Source organism: Pseudomonas sp. SWRI50 (assembly GCF_014269095.1).
Classification (GTDB): domain Bacteria; phylum Pseudomonadota; class Gammaproteobacteria; order Pseudomonadales; family Pseudomonadaceae; genus Aquipseudomonas; species Aquipseudomonas kermanshahensis.
Genome location: NZ_JABWRW010000001.1, coordinates 271,852 through 287,399, shown reverse-complemented (window position 1 = coordinate 287,399; position 15,548 = coordinate 271,852). Strand labels below are relative to the sequence as shown.

The following is a 15,548-nucleotide window of genomic DNA, read 5'->3' as shown; positions in this document are numbered from 1 at the left end:
CGTCAGACTTTGAAGCGCGACACGCCGCCACGCAGGCCTGCTGCCACCTGGCTGAGCTCGTCAATGGCAAAACTGGCCTGGCGCAGCGACTCGACCGTCTGGGTACTGGCATCGCTCAGCTGGGCCAACGCCTGGTTGATCTGCTCGGCGCCGGTGGCCTGGGCCTGCATGCCCTCGTTGACCATCAGCACACGCGGCGCCAGGGCCTGCACCTGATGGATGATCTGGCTGAGCTGCTCGCCCACTTGCTGCACCTCGAACATGCCGCGGCGCACTTCTTCAGAGAACTTGTCCATGCCCATGACCCCGGCCGACACCGCCGACTGGATTTCGCGCACCATCTGCTCGATGTCGTAGGTGGCCACGGCCGTCTGGTCAGCCAGGCGGCGTACCTCGGTCGCCACCACAGCAAAGCCACGGCCATACTCGCCGGCTTTTTCCGCTTCGATGGCGGCATTGAGCGACAACAGGTTGGTCTGGTCGGCCACCTTGACGATGGTCACCACCATCTGGGTGATGTTGCTCGCCTTTTCGTTGAGGATGCCGAGCTTGGCATTGACCAGGTCGGCGGCGCCCATCACCTGGTGCATGGTTTCTTCCATGCGGGCCAGGCCTTGCTGGCCGGAGCCGGCCAGGCTGGAGGCCTGATCGGCGGCAGAGGTGACCTCGGTCATGGTGCGTACCAAGTCACGCGAGGTGGCGGCGATTTCCCGCGAGGTGGCGCCGATTTCGGTGGTGGTCGCGGCAGTCTCGGTGGCGGTAGCCTGCTGCTGCTTGGACGTGGCGGCGATCTCGGTCACCGAGGTGGTCACCTGCACCGATGACCGCTGGGCCTGGGACACCAGGTTGGCCAGCGCCTCGGCCATTTCGTTGAAGCCGCTTTCGATGGCGCCGAACTCGTCCTTGCGGTCCAGGCTCAGGCGCATGCTCAGGTCGCCTGAACGCAGCCTGTCGAGGGCGTGGACGATGCGCTGCATGGGGGCGCTGATGGCGCGCATCAGTAGCAACCCGCAGATCCCGGCGGCAACGATTGCCAGCAGCAGCGAAACCATCATGCTGCCCTTGGCCGTGCTCACGGCGCTGACGATATCTTGAGTGGCAGCGTCGGCCGAAGCTCGGTTGTTCTCGATGACTTCGTTCAGGTGCTTGCGACCATCAACCCATGTGGGGGTGAGTACCTCGATGATAAGCCGTTCAGCTTCGGCATAGTTGTGCTGGCGGTAGGTGTCCAGCACCTGGCCGACGATCTTGATGTAGTTCTGTTCCAGCTCCACGAAGCTGTCGAAGCGGGCCTGGTCGTCGCTGTCCTTGATGGTGTTCTGGTAACTGGCCATGTGTTGCTTGAGGCGGTCCTCGAAGCTCTTGAACAGTTCCATATCCGCCGAGGTGATTTCGCGGTGGTTGGACAGCCCTACCAGTTGCTGGCTGGTGACGTAGCTGTCGACCCAGGCACTGCGGATCATCGAGCTGTAGTAGACCCCGGGGATGCTGTCGGTCCCCACTGCCTCCTCGGCACTTTCGATCGCCACCAGCCGCGAGTAGGCGGCTACGATCATCAGCAGCATGATGGCGATGATCACGGCGAAACTTGCCAGGATCCGTTGGCGCAAGGTCCAGTTCTTCACATTCAGCCCTCAGGAATTCACAACGAGCGGGAAAAATCGCCGAAGTATAGCCCAGGCATCCTACGCTTTTGCGGCTGAAATGCGGGTATTCAGGCATCCTTGCCTGATGGACAAGCCAAGTCGCCTGCTATTGGCCTGCGGCGAGCCGCACCTGGCTCTCCAGTTCCTGGCGCAATGCCGGGTCCAGGCGCAGCTGCCGGGCGAGTTCGTCCAGGTAGGCGCGCTCCATGAAGTTTTCCTGATCGACCATCATGACACTGGCCAGGTACATCTCGGCGGCCATTTCCGGTGTTTGCGCAGCACGCGCCACTTCGGCCGGGTCCAGCGGTTTGTTCAGCTCATCGTGCAGCCAGTGTTGCAGTTCGCGGTCCGAGTCCAGGCGGGTGAACTCACCTTCGATCAAGGCGCGCTCGCGCTCATCGATATGGCCATCGGACTTGGCCGCTGCCACCAGTGCGCGCAGCACCGCCTGGCTGTGCTGCTCGGCCTGGGCCGGTGGCAGGCGGTCGAGGGTTTGCGGCTCGGGCGCCTGCCCTGCCCCCGGCTGGCGCGCCTGCCAGTTGCCGTAGGCCTTGTAGGCCAGCACCCCGAGCGCAGCCAGGCCACCGTAGGTCAGGGCTTTGCCGCCATATTTGCGGGCCTTCTTGCTACCCAGCAACAGGCCCAGCGCCCCTGCCCCCAACGCGCCGCCACCCACGCCGGAAAGCAGGCCGCCAAGGCCGCCGGCGCTGGTGCCGGGCTTGCCTGAGCCGCCTTTGCCGGCCTGTTTTTCGAGCAGTTGCTGGCCGGCCTTGAGCAGTTGGTCGAGCAGTCCGCGGGTGTTCATTCAGGTACCTCCAGACGTCGCAAAAGAATGGCCAGATTAAGCCTTGCCCACGCGATCGCCACGGGGGGATTTGCTTCCGGATGTTGCATTGGCCAGCAAAAAGCCAACTAGACTCGATATCGCCAATACCTCGCGCAATCGCACTACGCTTATAACAATTGCTCCACTGCTTGCTTGATGACTGCCCCGACCCAGATCTCCAAGAAGAGGGAACACCATGTCAGCGCACAAGACCGCATTGCTCGGCGCCATGACGGGCGCGTTGTTCGCCAGCGCCAGCCTGCAGGCCGCCGAACCGCTCAACGCCCTGGGAGCCGGCGAAGGGCGCCTGGATATCGTCGCCTGGCCCGGCTACATCGAGCGCGGTGAAAGCGACAAGGCCTACGATTGGGTCACTGGCTTTGAAAAGGAAACCGGCTGCAAGGTCAGCGTCAAGACCGCCGCCACCTCGGACGAAATGGTCAGCCTGATGACCAAGGGTGGCTACGACCTGGTCACCGCCTCGGGCGACGCGTCGCTGCGGCTGATCGCCGGCAAGCGGGTACAGCCGATCAACACCGCGCTGATCCCCAACTGGAAAAACATCGACCCGCGCCTGCAAAACGGCGGCTGGTACGTGGTCGACAAGCAAGCCTACGGCACCCCGTACCAATGGGGGCCGAACGTGCTGCTGTACAGCACCACGGTATTCAAGCAGCCGCCGACCAGCTGGGGCGTGGTCTTCGAACCGCAAAACCTGCCCGACGGCAAGCCGAACAAAGGCCGCGTGCAAGCCTACGACGGGCCGATCTACATCGCCGATGCGGCGCTGTACCTGAAGTCGGCCAAGCCGGAACTGGGCATCCAGGACCCCTACGAACTGAACGAGACCCAGTACAAAGCGGTGCTCGAACTGTTGCGCCAGCAACAGCCGCTGATTCACCGCTACTGGCATGACGCCACGGTGCAGATGAGCGATGTGAAGAACGAAGGCGTGGCCGCGTCCAGCTCCTGGGGCTACATGGTCAACGGCCTGAAAGCGGAGAAGCAGCCGGTGGCCTCGACCATTCCGAAAGAAGGCGCCACGGGCTGGGCCGACACCACCATGCTGCACAGCGAGGCCAAGCACCCCAACTGTGCCTACAAATGGATGGACTGGTCGCTGCAACCGAAGGTGCAAGGTGATGTGGCTGCCTGGTTCGGCTCGTTGCCGGCAGTGCCTGCAGCCTGCACCGGCAGCGAACTGCTGGGCGCCGAAGGGTGCAAAACCAATGGCTTCGACAACTTCGACAAGATCGCCTTCTGGAAGACCCCGCAGGCCCAGGGTGGCAAGTTCGTGCCGTACAGCCGTTGGACGCAGGATTATATTGCGATCATGGGTGGACGCTAAGGTCGAATGAGCCTGCACCGGCCCCTTCGCGGGACGAGCCCGCTCCCACAAGGGCAGCGTCGCTATGGCCCCTGCGGGCTTGCCCCGCGAAAGGGCCGGTGCAGGCACTACAAGCACAGCTGAGTACCGCCCATGCCCCTAGCCCTCCAGTTCACCCACGTTTCACGCACCTTTGGCGAGGTCAAGGCCGTCGACCAGGTCAGCATCGACATCGAAGATGGCGAGTTCTTTTCCATGCTCGGCCCTTCCGGCTCGGGCAAGACCACCTGCCTGCGCCTGATCGCAGGCTTCGAACAACCCAACACTGGCTCGATCCGCATCCATGGCGTCGAAGCTGCAGGCGTGCCGCCCTACCAACGCGACGTCAACACCGTGTTCCAGGACTACGCACTGTTCCCGCACATGAACGTGCGCGACAACATCGCCTACGGCCTCAAGGTCAAAGGCGTGGCCAAGGCCGAGCGTCACGCCCGCGCTGAAGAGGCCTTGGCGATGGTGGCGCTGGCCGGTTACGGTGCACGCAAACCGGCGCAGCTGTCCGGCGGCCAGCGCCAGCGCGTCGCCCTCGCCCGCGCCCTGGTCAACCGCCCACGGGTGCTGTTGCTCGACGAACCGCTAGGTGCACTGGACCTGAAGCTGCGTGAGCAGATGCAGGGCGAACTGAAAAAACTCCAGCGCCAGCTGGGGATCACCTTCATCTTCGTCACCCACGACCAGACCGAAGCGCTGTCGATGTCCGACCGGGTCGCGGTGTTCAACCGCGGCCGCATCGAACAGGTCGACACCCCGCGCAACCTGTACATGAAGCCGGCCACTACCTTCGTCGCCGAGTTCGTCGGCACCTCGAACGTGGTGCGCGGCGCGTTGGCCGAGCAGCTCAATGGCAGCCCCGCGCCGTTTTCCATCCGCCCCGAGCATATCCGCCTGGGCGAACAGGCCGCTGCCAGCCATGAAGTGCAAGTCAGCGGCCTGTTGCACGACGTGCAGTATCAAGGCAGCGCGACCCGCTTCGAGCTGCAGTTGGACAGCGGCCAGCTGCTGACAGTAAGCCAGGCCAACGACCGCTGGCAGGCACAGCCGCCCACCTGGCAGGCCGGCCAGCGGGTACTGGCGCGCTGGCCCCGTGAAGCGATGACGGCGCTGCAGGAAACCGTGCTCGACGAGGGCCGCTGAGATGAACGCCCCGCGCGCCAACCCAAGCCCGCTGCGCAGGTTCTCTAACCTGTTGTACCGGCGCCCCAACCTCTACCTGATGCTGCTGTTGATCCCGCCACTGAGCTGGTTCGGGGCGATCTACCTGGGCTCGTTGCTGAACCTGCTGTGGCAGGGGTTCTATACCTTCGACGACTTCACCATGGCGGTGACCCCGGACCTGACCCTGGGCAATTTCGCGGCGCTGTTCAACCCGTCGAACTTCGACATCATTCTGCGCACCTTGGGCATGGCAGTGGCAGTCTCGCTGGCCAGCGCGGTGCTGGCCTTCCCGATCGCCTACTACATGGCGCGCTACACCAGCGGCAAGACCAAGGCATTTTTCTACATCGCGGTGATGATGCCGATGTGGGCCAGCTACATCGTCAAGACTTACGCCTGGACCTTGCTGCTGGCCAAAGGCGGCGTGGCCCAATGGTTCGTCCAGGTGCTGCACCTGGACGGCCTGCTGCAGGCGGTGCTGACAGTGCCTGGCGTTGGCGGCAGTACCCTGTCGACCTCGCACCTGGGGCGCTTCATGGTGTTCGTGTACATCTGGCTGCCGTTCATGATCCTGCCGATTCAGGCCTCGCTGGAGCGCTTGCCGCCGTCCTTGCTGCAAGCGTCGGCGGACCTGGGGGCCAGGCCCAGGCAAACCTTCTGGCAGGTGATTTTGCCGCTGTCGATCCCGGGCATTGCCGCAGGGTCGATCTTCACCTTCTCCCTGACCCTGGGCGACTTCATCGTGCCGCAGCTGATCGGCCCGCCCGGTTACTTCATCGGCAGCATGGTCTATGCCCAACAAGGGGCGATCGGCAACATGCCAATGGCCGCCGCGTTTACCTTGGTGCCTATCGTGCTGATCGCGGTCTACTTGTCCATCGTCAAGCGCCTGGGGGCATTCGATGCACTCTGAAAACGCATCAACCGGCTTGCGCCTGGCGGCCTGGGGCGGGTTGCTGTTCCTGCACTTCCCGATCCTGATCATCGTCCTCTACGCCTTCAACACCGAAAACGCGGCGTTCAGCTTCCCGCCCCAGGGCTTTACCCTGAAGTGGTTCAGCGTGGCCTTCGCTCGCCCGGATGTGCTCGAAGCCATCAAGCTGTCGCTGCAGGTTGCCTGCCTGGCCACACTGATTGCCCTGGTGCTCGGCACCCTGGCCTCGGCGGCGCTGTACCGGCGCAGCTTTTTTGGCAAGGAGGGCATCTCGCTGATGCTGATTTTGCCGATTGCCCTGCCCGGCATCATCACCGGTATCGCCCTGCTCTCCGCGTTCAAGAGCCTGGGCATCGAACCTGGCCTGTTCACCATCGTGGTCGGCCACGCGACCTTCTGCGTGGTGATCGTCTACAACAACGTCATCGCCCGCCTGCGGCGGACCTCACAAAGCCTGATCGAAGCCTCGATGGACCTGGGCGCGGATGGCTGGCAGACCTTCCGCTACATCATCCTGCCCAACCTCGGCTCGGCGCTGCTGGCGGGAGGCATGCTGGCCTTCGCTTTGTCGTTCGACGAAATCATCGTGACCACCTTTACCGCAGGGCACGAACGCACGCTGCCGATCTGGTTGCTCAACCAGCTCAGCCGCCCGCGCGACGTGCCCGTGACCAATGTGGTCGCCATGCTGGTGATGCTGGTGACCATGCTGCCGATCCTCGGCGCCTATTACCTGACCCGCGGCGGCGAAAGCGTCGCGGGCAGTGGCAAATGACCCTGGAGGAGTCTTCCATGCAAACGCAGATGCTGATCAACGGTCACCTGGTCGCCGGCGAGGGGCCGGCCTGGACCGTGCTCAACCCCGCCTCGGGCAGCGCCCTGGCGCAAATCAACGAAGCCAGCGAAGCGCAGGTCGACAGCGCCGTGCGTGCCGCCGACCAGGCCTTCGAGGGCTGGTCACAAGCCAGCCCCAAGGACCGCTCCCTGGCATTGCTGGCGCTGGCCGATACCATCGAGCAGCATGGCGAGGAACTGGCCCGGCTCGAATCGCAGAACTGCGGCAAGCCCTTCAGTGCTGCGCTGAATGACGAAATCCCGGCGATTGCCGACGTGTTCCGCTTTTTCGCCGGGGCGGCGCGCTGCCTGGGCGGCTCGGCGGCCGGCGAGTACTTGCCAGGGCACACCTCGATGATCCGCCGCGACCCACTGGGGGTGGTCGCCTCGATCGCACCGTGGAACTACCCGCTGATGATGTTGGCCTGGAAGGTCGCGCCGGCCCTGGCAGCCGGCAACACCGTAGTGATCAAACCGTCCGAACTGACGCCGCTCACCGCACTGCGCCTGGGCGAACTGGCGCAGGGCCTGCTGCCGCCTGGCGTGCTCAACATCCTCTTCGGCCGTGGCCAAACCGTCGGCACGCCGCTGGTCACCCACCCGAACGTGCGCATGGTGTCGCTGACCGGTTCGATCCCCACCGGCGCGCACATCATCAGCGCCACCGCCGACAGTGTGAAGCGCATGCACATGGAGCTGGGCGGCAAGGCGCCGGTGCTGGTGTTCGACGATGCCGACATTGACGCCGCCATCGAGGGTATCCGCACGTTCGGCTTCTACAACGCCGGCCAGGACTGCACCGCGGCTTGCCGCCTGTATGTGCAGGACGGCATCTACGAGTCATTCGTGCAACGCCTGGGCGAAGCGGTGGCCAGCCTCAAGCCCGGCCTGCAGGACGCCGAGGACACGGAACTGGGGCCGCTGATCAGTGCCCAGCACCGCGACAAGGTCGCAGGCCTTGTGGAGCGGGCTATCGCCCAACCGCACATTCGTCTGGTGACAGGTGGCAAGGCGATTGAGGGCGACGGCTTCTTCTTCGAGCCAACCGTACTGGCCGATGCTCTGCAGGATGACGAGATCGTGCGCAATGAGGTATTTGGCCCAGTGGTCTCGGTGACCCGCTTCACCGACGAGGCGCAGGCACTGGCGTGGGCCAACGATTCCAACTACGGCCTGGCGTCATCGGTGTGGACCCGCGACACCGGCCGCGCCCATCGCCTGGCGGCGCGCTTGCAGTACGGCTGCACCTGGGTGAATACCCACTTCATGCTGGTCAGCGAAATGCCCCATGGCGGGCAGAAGCATTCGGGGTATGGGAAGGATATGTCGGTGTATGGGCTGGAGGACTACACCTGTGTGCGGCATGTGATGATCAAGCATTGAGTTGGGGCTTGTCAGTGGATTTGTAGCGCCTCGAGATCGAGCGCCGCCCGCGCGGCGCTTCGCAGCACAAGGCTGCTCCTACATCTGTTTCGGGCCAATTATTCCTGCCATGGGCGCGCGGCTCCTTGGCGCCCGCCTTGATATCGAGACGTACAAACAAGGTGGTCGCGCGCGCAGGCACAGGCGTGACTGGCCCGAAATAAATGTAGGAGCAGCCTTGTGCTGCGAAGCGCCGCGCGGGCGGCGCTCGATGTCAGCACCCCCTTACACCCAAAGCCAGACACCCGCAAACCACTCAGTCTAATCCCGCAAATCCGACTCATGAATCGGGTTAGCCCGGCTGGTAGCCCGTTGATACTGCGCCGGCCAGGTGGCCTTGTTGCCGCCCAGGTCATCGTCGGCATGCAGCGGCCAGTAAGGGTCGCGCAGCAGTTCGCGGGCCAGGAAGATGACGTCGGCCTGGCCGGTACGCAGGATGTGCTCGGCCTGGGCCGGCTCGGTGATCATGCCCACGGTGCCGGTGGCGATTTCCGACTCTTTGCGCACGCGCTCGGCGAAGCGGGTCTGGTAGCCTGGGCCGGTCGGGATCTCGGCGTTGACCGATGTGCCACCGGATGAAACATCGATAAGGTCGACGCCTAGCGAGCGCAGGCGCCGTGCCAGCTCGACGGTTTCGTCAGGGTTCCAGCCGTCTTCGACCCAATCGGTCGCCGATACCCGCACGAACACTGGCAAATCGTCCGGCCAGACATCACGCACCGCCTGGGTGACGTCGAGGGTTAGGCGGATGCGGTTTTCAAAGCAGCTGCCGTACTTGTCACGCCGCTGGTTACTCAGTGGCGAGAGAAACTGATGCAGCAAATAGCCATGGGCGGCATGCACCTCGACCACTTTGAACCCCGCCGTCAGCGCGCGTCGAGCGGCATCGGCGAAAGCCTGGACGATACCGGTGATCTCCCCTTCCGACAGCTCGTGAGGCACTGCATGTTCAGGGTCGAAAGCGATCTTCGACGGCCCGACCGGCTGCCAGCCACCATCCTCGGCCTTCAGGCTGCCATGCTTGCCTAACCAGGGCCGGTGCGTGCTGGCCTTACGCCCAGCGTGGGCAAGTTGCACCCCAGGCACGGCGCCTTGGGCGGTAATAAAACGGGTGATGCGCTGCAGCGGGGCAATCTGTTCGTCATGCCACAGGCCGAGGTCTTCGGCGGTGATACGGCCGTCAGGGGTGACGGCGGTCGCTTCGGTAATGACCAGGCCCGCACCACCGACGGCGCGGCTACCTAAATGGACAAGATGCCAGTCGTTGGCCAAGCCATCGACAGCGGAATACTGGCACATCGGCGAAACCGCGATGCGGTTGGGCAACGTCAGCTTACGCAGGGTGTAAGGCTCGAGCAGCAGGCTCATGAGGGCACCTCCCAAGGACTCCAATGGTGATCCGGCCCGGACACTCAATTGCACGTCCCTGGCCCAGGTCCGGTCATAACTTCAGACTAGACCAGAATGGGTGGGGGGGAGGTTCCATGGGATTTGGGGTGGAATGCTGGGTGTTTGGTTTGATGAGGCAAGGCCTCCAGGTGTATGCCGGCAGGTTTGCAGCGCCTATGAGATCGAGCGCCGCCCGCGCGGCGCTTCGCAGCACAAGGCTGCTCCCACATCTGTTTCGGGCCAATTATTCCTGTGCCATAGGCGCGCGCACCCTAGGTGGATGGCTGGAGATTGATTAAAAACAGCGATGCCCCTTCGATATCGACGGGGCAGACAAGGCGAACAGAGGTGATCTCACAGAAGTGACTGGCCCGAAACAAATGTAGGAGCAGCCTTGTGCTGCGAAGCGCCGCGCGGGCGGCGCTCGGTATCCGCCGCACCACAACACCCAAGCCAATCACCTTGAAACCGTCAGCGCGGCTCCATATGGGCAATCATCAACTGCACGCTCTCATTACCGCGAAACTCGTTCACATCCAGCTTGTACGCCAGCTCCACCCAACGCACGGTAGGGTTCGGCCACACCTCGCGGTCGACGCCGAAGGCAATGCCATCAAGCTTCACCGAGCCACATTCGCTCTTGAGCACCACTTTCAGGTGCCGCTCGCCGACCACTCGCTGCTCGACCAGCTGAAACACACCATGGAACAACGGCTCTGGGAAGTGCTGCCCCCATGGCCCGGCGTGGCGCAGGGCCTTGGCCAGGTCGAGGTGAAACTCTTCCACCGCCAGGCTGCCATCCGACAGAAGCCGGCCGGAGAGGTCTTCTTCGCGCAGCTGGCGCCGCACTTCCTGGTCAAACGCCTCGGCGAATGCCGGGAAGTTGCCTTCAGGCAACGACAACCCGGCGGCCATGGCGTGCCCGCCGAATTTGCTGATCAGCTGCGGATGGCGCGCCGCCACCGCATCCAGCGCATCGCGGATGTGAAAACCCGGCACCGAACGTGCCGAGCCCTTGAGCATGCCGTCGCCGGCATCGGCAAAGGCAATGGTCGGCCGGTGATAACGTTCCTTCAAGCGTGAGGCAAGGATCCCGATCACGCCTTGGTGCCAGTCGGCATCGAACAGGCACAAGCCGTACGGCATCGATTCGACGGGCAGGTCCTTGAGCTGGGCCAGCGCCTCGCGCTGCATGCCCTGCTCGATTGACTTGCGGTCCTGGTTGAGGTCGTCCAGCTGCTGGGCCATTTCCTGGGCCAGGGCGGCGTCTTCGCACAGCAGGCATTCGATGCCCAGGCTCATGTCGTCCAAGCGCCCAGCCGCGTTCAAGCGCGGGCCCAGAATGAAGCCCAGGTCGGTGGAGGTGATGCGCCGGTGATCACGGCGGGCCACCTCAAGAATCGCCTTGAGCCCTGGCCGAGCGCGGCCGGCGCGAATGCGTTCGAGGCCCTGGTGCACCAGGATGCGGTTGTTGGCGTCCAGCGGCACCACGTCGGCGACGCTGCCCAGCGCCACCAGGTCGAGCAGCTCGCCGATGTTCGGCTGTGCTTGCGTGTCGTAGCGCCCCAAGCTGCGCAGGCGTGCGCGCAAGGCCATGAGCACATAGAAGATCACCCCGACCCCGGCCAGCGACTTGCTAGGGAAGTCACAGCCCGGCTGGTTCGGGTTGATGATCGCATCGGCGTCGGGCAATTGTTCGCCCGGCAAGTGGTGGTCGGTGACCAGCACCTTGAGCCCCGCCGCCTTGGCTGCCGCCACGCCATCGACACTGGAGATGCCGTTGTCGACGGTGATCAGCAACTGCGGCTGACGCTGTAGTGCGACGTCGACGATCTCCGGCGTCAGGCCATAGCCGAATTCGAAGCGGTTGGGCACCAGGTAATCGACGTGCGCCGCGCCCAGCAAACGCAGGCCCAGCACGCCAACGGTGCTGGCAGTGGCACCGTCGGCGTCGAAGTCGCCGACGATAAGAATGCGCTGGCGCTGGTCGAGGGCTTCGACCAGCAGGTCTACCCCCGCCTCGATGCCTTTGAGTTGCTGGTACGGCAACAGCCGCGCCAGGCTTTTGTCCAGTTCGGCCTCGGTCTGCACGCCGCGGGCGGCATACAGACGGGTCAACAAGGGTGGCAGGTTACCCAGCAAGGGCAAGGTCGACGGCAGGGGGCGAGGTTCGATACGCATGGGGTCTTCGGCAATCAGGAAAGGGTCAGGTCAGCCACGCTCACCGAGCAGCCACTCCAGCTGCACTTCGTGCTGGCCACGGTCATCGGTGACGAACACCGTGCCTTCGCTGATCATCACGTCCCACTTGATGCTGCGCGGCATGTCGGTGGCCAGGGTTTCCAGCACCTCCTGCGGCACTGCAGCGATGTTCAGGTTCTTCAGGCCCTTGACCGCAGGCACCACCTTGCTCTCCCACACCCGCAGGCTACCGTAGGCCAGCAGGCTGGTGCGCTCGGTGCGACGGGAGCACCAGGTCAGGCGGTCGGCATCCGGTTGGCCGACTTCGATCCAGTGCAGGACGCGATCGTCCAGGCTCTTTTCCCACAACGCCGGTTCGTCGACATCCGACAGACCACGACCAAACGACAATTGCTCGTTGTACCAGAGTGCGTAGGCCAACAGACGAACGGCCATACGCTCTTCGGTTTCCGAAGGGTGACGGGCAATGGTCTGCTTGACGCTTTGGTAGACGTTGCGATCGAGGTCAGTCAGATTCAGTTCGAATTTGTAGGTAGTGGACGGCTGGGCCATGGTCGACGGGCTTCTTGCGCAAAGAAAAGTCACACAGTCTAACCGATCCTGCCCCTCGTTGCGCCGCGGCAGTATCTGCCGCTTCGGAGCTATGATAAAACCACGGCTCTGCCCAGTTGCCACGGATGCCCCATGTCTACGCCCAGCAAACCCCTCGCCGGCCTGAAAGTCATCGAACTCGGGACCCTGATCGCTGGCCCGTTCGCGTCGCGCATCTGTGCCGAGTTCGGTGCCGAGGTGATCAAGGTCGAGTCCCCCGACGGCGGCGACCCGCTGCGCAAATGGCGCAAGATGTACGAAGGCACGTCACTGTGGTGGTTCGTGCAGGCACGCAACAAACAGTCACTGACCCTCAACCTCAAGCACCCGGACGGCCGCGAGATCCTCAAGCGCCTGCTGGCCGAGGCCGATATCCTGATCGAGAACTTCCGCCCCGGGGTGCTGGAAAAGCTCGGCCTGGGCTGGGATGTGCTGCACGCGCTCAACCCGCGCTTGGTCATGGTACGCCTGTCGGGTTTCGGCCAGACCGGGCCGATGAAAGACCAGCCAGGTTTTGGCGCAGTGGGCGAGTCCATGGGCGGCCTGCGCTACATCACCGGCTTTGACGACCGCCCGCCCGTGCGCACCGGTATCTCCATCGGTGATTCGATTGCCGCGCTGTGGGGGGTGATCGGGGCCTTGATGGCGTTGCGGCACCGCGAGGTCAACGGCGGCCAGGGCCAAGTGGTGGACGTGGCACTGTACGAGGCGATCTTTGCCATGATGGAAAGCATGGTCCCGGAATTCGACGTCTTCGGTTTCATCCGCGAACGCACCGGCAATATCATGCCCGGCATCACGCCCTCCTCCATCCACACCAGTGCCGATGGCAAGCATGTGCAGATCGGCGCCAATGGCGATGCGATCTTCAAGCGTTTCATGCAGGCCATAGGCCGCGCCGACTTGGCCGAAGACCCTTCATTGGCCACCAACGATGGCCGCGACCTGCGCCGTGACGAGCTCTATGGGGTGATCGACCGCTGGGCCAACAGCCAGCCGCTTGAGCAGCTCATGCAGGTGCTCACCACCGCCGAAGTACCTGCAAGCCGCATCTATTCTGCCGAGGACATGTTCAACGACCCGCAATACCTGGCGCGGGAAATGTTCCTGCAGGCGCGCCTGCCAGACGGCAAACCCTTCAAGATGCCAGGCATCGTACCCAAGCTTTCGGAAACACCCGGCTCCACCGAGTGGGTCGGCCCTGCGCTGGGCGAACACACTGACGCACTGCTCACCGCCCTGGGCTACGACGCGGCCGCCATCGCCGGCCTGCGCGAAGCAGGCGCGGTCTGACGCCTGCCGCCGCCGATGCGAGCTGCCCACGGGTTACGCACCCTGCTTTTACTGTGCGCGCTGCTGCCTGCACTGGCCGTGCCGCACGCGGCGGCCAAGGAGCGCTTGTTGTGGCTGGTTCGTGACCTGCCGCCCTTCACCATTTTTGAAGGGACAGAGAAAGGCCAAGGGGTCATTGACCGCCTGCTGCCACTGCTGATCGAGCAGATGCCCGAATACGATCACAGTATCGTCCGGGTAAACCGTGCCCGCGGTATCCAGATGCTTCAGGACCCGAACACTTTTACCTGCGACCCGACCTTGCTATGGACGCCGGAGCGTGCCGAGTACGTGCACTTTTCCATACCGTCGCTGGGGGTGTTGAGCGGGGGGCTGGTGGTGCGCAAGGCAGGTGAGGCACTGCTGGCGCCGTTTCTCACCGACAACGAGGTCGACCTGCCCGGGCTGATGAGCCACACCCCGTTGAAGCTCGGCATCGTCGCCGAGCGCAGCTATGGCACGCAGATCGACGAGATCCTGCGCCAACTGCCAGGCTCAGCACTCAGCCGCCACTACGGCAACGATGCCACCGCCAACCAGTTGCAGATGCAACAACTGGGGCGCCTGCACATGGTGATGGGGTATTGGCCAGAAGTGCGTTACCTGATCCAGCAACAAGGCGGGTCACTGGGTGACTACCAGTTTCATCCGGTTCGGGGCGTGAACCGCTATCAGTTTCTGCATGTGGGCTGCTCAGACTCGGCACTGGGTCGAGAGGCCGTTGCGCATATCGACCAGCTATTGCCCACGCTACGCCAAGAGACCTTGCCAGGGCTCTATGCCCGGTGGCTGGACCCTGAGTTGCAGGCAACGTACCTGGAACAGAGCAAGCAGTTTTTCAAACAACCCTAGTACTGCAGACAAAAGAAACCCCGGAACGCTGGGGAGGACGCCCGGGGCTAATTGAAAGTCCCTTGGGACTTCCCGTGACAGCCTGCCAGCACCGGAGCAATGCGCTGGCTAGCTGCCCTTACTGTGTCTGATAAGCAATTCAGGCAAAGGTTCCCGGCATTTGCTGTCGCTGTTGCAAGGCAGCAATCACACAGGGCTGCAAGCGGCCTTCGGCAATCTGCAGGTCACGGTGCAAACCATCTACCAGGTCAATGAGCAGGCGCTGTTCCTGCAACTGGCGCAGGCTCACCGTGCGTTGCAGGGTGATGCCTTCAAGGCTGTCAAAGACGGTCAATTGGCGGTTGCCACTGGCATCGGCAACGCCCAGGTGCGTCTGGTAGGGGGTCAGGGCTTCGTTCAGCAGTCTGCAGATTCTTTCCATCCGGATCACTCGCTGCGTGGTGGGCTATGGAGAAACTGACCAACAAGCGCAGCACAAAGTTCGAAACGCTGCGGCTGTTTCAGTGAGCATGCGGGGCGCAGGTGACAGTTTGAATACGCCCGCCCAGGCGCTGAAGTGCGCGTTGCAGATGGGCCATGGACAGTGGCCACGGCAGCTCGGCGACGACCCACAGCCCCCGTCGCTTCGCCTCCAAGGCCAGGTTCTGCTGTTCGGGTGTGGCTTGGCCGACGAACAACAAGGCGCGCAAGGCGTGGCTACCTGCAAGTTTTTTCAACAGCGCAAGCCCTGCCCTTTTGGGCATGGCGTGATCGAGGATCAGCAAGTCAGGGCAACGCTTAGCGCTCAGGCACGCGTGCAGGTCAGCGGCTTCTTCAGTGATGCGCACATTGAAGATGCCTTGGGCATTGAATGCCTGATGCAGGAGGATTTGATGGGAAGGGCGTGCCTGGTGAATCAGCACATAAGGCCTGGACATGAGCCACTCCTGGAAGAAGGACTGGCAAATCTAGGCAACATCCCAAGAGGGTTAAATAGGA

Annotated in this window: 14 protein-coding genes; 7 read left to right on the top strand and 7 right to left on the bottom strand. The window is 63.3% G+C overall.

All coding sequences use genetic code 11. The features are described from left to right. Positions 1 to 2: 2 nt before the first annotated feature. Both HU750_RS01355 and HU750_RS01350 read right to left on the bottom strand, forming a co-directional pair. Positions 3 to 1,625, bottom strand: coding sequence for a methyl-accepting chemotaxis protein (locus tag HU750_RS01355; protein WP_186675885.1), 1,623 nt, complete (start codon positions 1,623 to 1,625; stop codon positions 3 to 5). Positions 1,626 to 1,752: 127 nt separating this feature from the next. After that, positions 1,753 to 2,451: a tellurite resistance TerB family protein gene (locus HU750_RS01350; protein WP_186675883.1), complete on the bottom strand. Its 699-nt coding sequence runs from the start codon at positions 2,449 to 2,451 to the stop codon at positions 1,753 to 1,755. Between the two features lie 217 nt (positions 2,452 to 2,668). Here HU750_RS01350 and ydcS point away from each other — a divergent pair, with 217 nt between their 5' ends. From ydcS to HU750_RS01325, 5 genes are all read left to right on the top strand, one after another. Then, positions 2,669 to 3,820, top strand: a complete 1,152-nt coding sequence (ydcS, locus tag HU750_RS01345) for a putative ABC transporter substrate-binding protein YdcS (RefSeq protein WP_186675881.1) — start codon at positions 2,669 to 2,671, stop codon at positions 3,818 to 3,820. Between the two features lie 132 nt (positions 3,821 to 3,952). Continuing rightward, positions 3,953 to 4,993 (top strand): ABC transporter ATP-binding protein, encoded by a 1,041-nt coding sequence (locus HU750_RS01340; RefSeq protein ID WP_186675879.1) that lies wholly within the window; start codon positions 3,953 to 3,955, stop codon positions 4,991 to 4,993. A gap of 1 nt (position 4,994) precedes the next feature. Further along, positions 4,995 to 5,927, top strand: a complete 933-nt coding sequence (locus tag HU750_RS01335) for an ABC transporter permease (protein ID WP_186675877.1) — start codon at positions 4,995 to 4,997, stop codon at positions 5,925 to 5,927. Further along, complete coding sequence (locus HU750_RS01330; protein ID WP_186675874.1) at positions 5,917 to 6,723, top strand: ABC transporter permease; 807 nt, start codon at positions 5,917 to 5,919, stop codon at positions 6,721 to 6,723. The genes HU750_RS01335 and HU750_RS01330 overlap by 11 nt, the downstream gene beginning before the upstream one ends. Before the next feature lie 17 nt (positions 6,724 to 6,740). Then, positions 6,741 to 8,165, top strand: coding sequence for a gamma-aminobutyraldehyde dehydrogenase (locus HU750_RS01325; protein ID WP_186675871.1), 1,425 nt, complete (start codon positions 6,741 to 6,743; stop codon positions 8,163 to 8,165). A 300-nt stretch (positions 8,166 to 8,465) separates the two neighbouring features. On the opposite strand, the gene HU750_RS01320 is transcribed toward HU750_RS01325, so the two are convergent. The 3 genes from HU750_RS01320 to HU750_RS01310 form a co-directional block, all read right to left on the bottom strand. Continuing rightward, positions 8,466 to 9,572, bottom strand: coding sequence for an NADH:flavin oxidoreductase/NADH oxidase (locus tag HU750_RS01320; RefSeq protein WP_186675862.1), 1,107 nt, complete (start codon positions 9,570 to 9,572; stop codon positions 8,466 to 8,468). A 492-nt stretch (positions 9,573 to 10,064) separates the two neighbouring features. After that, the gene (recJ, locus tag HU750_RS01315) at positions 10,065 to 11,774 is read right to left on the bottom strand and encodes a single-stranded-DNA-specific exonuclease RecJ (RefSeq protein ID WP_186675859.1); all 1,710 of its coding nucleotides are present in this window, start codon (positions 11,772 to 11,774) and stop codon (positions 10,065 to 10,067) included. Between the two features lie 30 nt (positions 11,775 to 11,804). Beyond that, entirely contained in the window at positions 11,805 to 12,347 is a 543-nt protein-coding gene (locus HU750_RS01310; RefSeq protein ID WP_186675856.1) for a YaeQ family protein, read from the bottom strand. A gap of 132 nt (positions 12,348 to 12,479) precedes the next feature. Between HU750_RS01310 and HU750_RS01305 the strand changes: the two genes are divergently transcribed. Both HU750_RS01305 and HU750_RS01300 read left to right on the top strand, forming a co-directional pair. Continuing rightward, positions 12,480 to 13,679 (top strand): CaiB/BaiF CoA transferase family protein, encoded by a 1,200-nt coding sequence (locus tag HU750_RS01305; protein ID WP_085272722.1) that lies wholly within the window; start codon positions 12,480 to 12,482, stop codon positions 13,677 to 13,679. A gap of 15 nt (positions 13,680 to 13,694) precedes the next feature. Further along, positions 13,695 to 14,570 (top strand): TIGR02285 family protein, encoded by an 876-nt coding sequence (locus HU750_RS01300; protein ID WP_186675853.1) that lies wholly within the window; start codon positions 13,695 to 13,697, stop codon positions 14,568 to 14,570. Positions 14,571 to 14,709: 139 nt separating this feature from the next. Here HU750_RS01300 and HU750_RS01295 read toward each other — a convergent pair whose 3' ends face one another. Beyond that, positions 14,710 to 14,991 (bottom strand): DUF3509 domain-containing protein, encoded by a 282-nt coding sequence (locus HU750_RS01295; protein ID WP_027595730.1) that lies wholly within the window; start codon positions 14,989 to 14,991, stop codon positions 14,710 to 14,712. A gap of 79 nt (positions 14,992 to 15,070) precedes the next feature. After that, complete coding sequence (locus HU750_RS01290; protein WP_027595729.1) at positions 15,071 to 15,487, bottom strand: response regulator; 417 nt, start codon at positions 15,485 to 15,487, stop codon at positions 15,071 to 15,073. Between the last annotated feature and the right edge of the window lie 61 nt (positions 15,488 to 15,548).

Excerpts from the sequence above, each read along its gene's own strand:
- HU750_RS01350 (WP_186675883.1), bottom strand. The coding sequence starts at position 2,451 with ATGAACACCCGCGGACTGCTCGACCAACTGCTCAAGGCCGGCCAGCAA.
- ydcS (WP_186675881.1), top strand. The coding sequence starts at position 2,669 with ATGTCAGCGCACAAGACCGCATTGCTCGGCGCCATGACGGGCGCGTTG.
- HU750_RS01340 (WP_186675879.1), top strand. The coding sequence starts at position 3,953 with ATGCCCCTAGCCCTCCAGTTCACCCACGTTTCACGCACCTTTGGCGAG.
- HU750_RS01335 (WP_186675877.1), top strand. The coding sequence starts at position 4,995 with ATGAACGCCCCGCGCGCCAACCCAAGCCCGCTGCGCAGGTTCTCTAAC.
- HU750_RS01330 (WP_186675874.1), top strand. The coding sequence starts at position 5,917 with ATGCACTCTGAAAACGCATCAACCGGCTTGCGCCTGGCGGCCTGGGGC.
- HU750_RS01325 (WP_186675871.1), top strand. The coding sequence starts at position 6,741 with ATGCAAACGCAGATGCTGATCAACGGTCACCTGGTCGCCGGCGAGGGG.
- HU750_RS01320 (WP_186675862.1), bottom strand. The coding sequence starts at position 9,572 with ATGAGCCTGCTGCTCGAGCCTTACACCCTGCGTAAGCTGACGTTGCCC.
- recJ (WP_186675859.1), bottom strand. The coding sequence starts at position 11,774 with ATGCGTATCGAACCTCGCCCCCTGCCGTCGACCTTGCCCTTGCTGGGT.
- HU750_RS01310 (WP_186675856.1), bottom strand. The coding sequence starts at position 12,347 with ATGGCCCAGCCGTCCACTACCTACAAATTCGAACTGAATCTGACTGAC.
- HU750_RS01305 (WP_085272722.1), top strand. The coding sequence starts at position 12,480 with ATGTCTACGCCCAGCAAACCCCTCGCCGGCCTGAAAGTCATCGAACTC.
- HU750_RS01300 (WP_186675853.1), top strand. The coding sequence starts at position 13,695 with ATGCGAGCTGCCCACGGGTTACGCACCCTGCTTTTACTGTGCGCGCTG.
- HU750_RS01295 (WP_027595730.1), bottom strand. The coding sequence starts at position 14,991 with ATGGAAAGAATCTGCAGACTGCTGAACGAAGCCCTGACCCCCTACCAG.
- HU750_RS01290 (WP_027595729.1), bottom strand. The coding sequence starts at position 15,487 with ATGTCCAGGCCTTATGTGCTGATTCACCAGGCACGCCCTTCCCATCAA.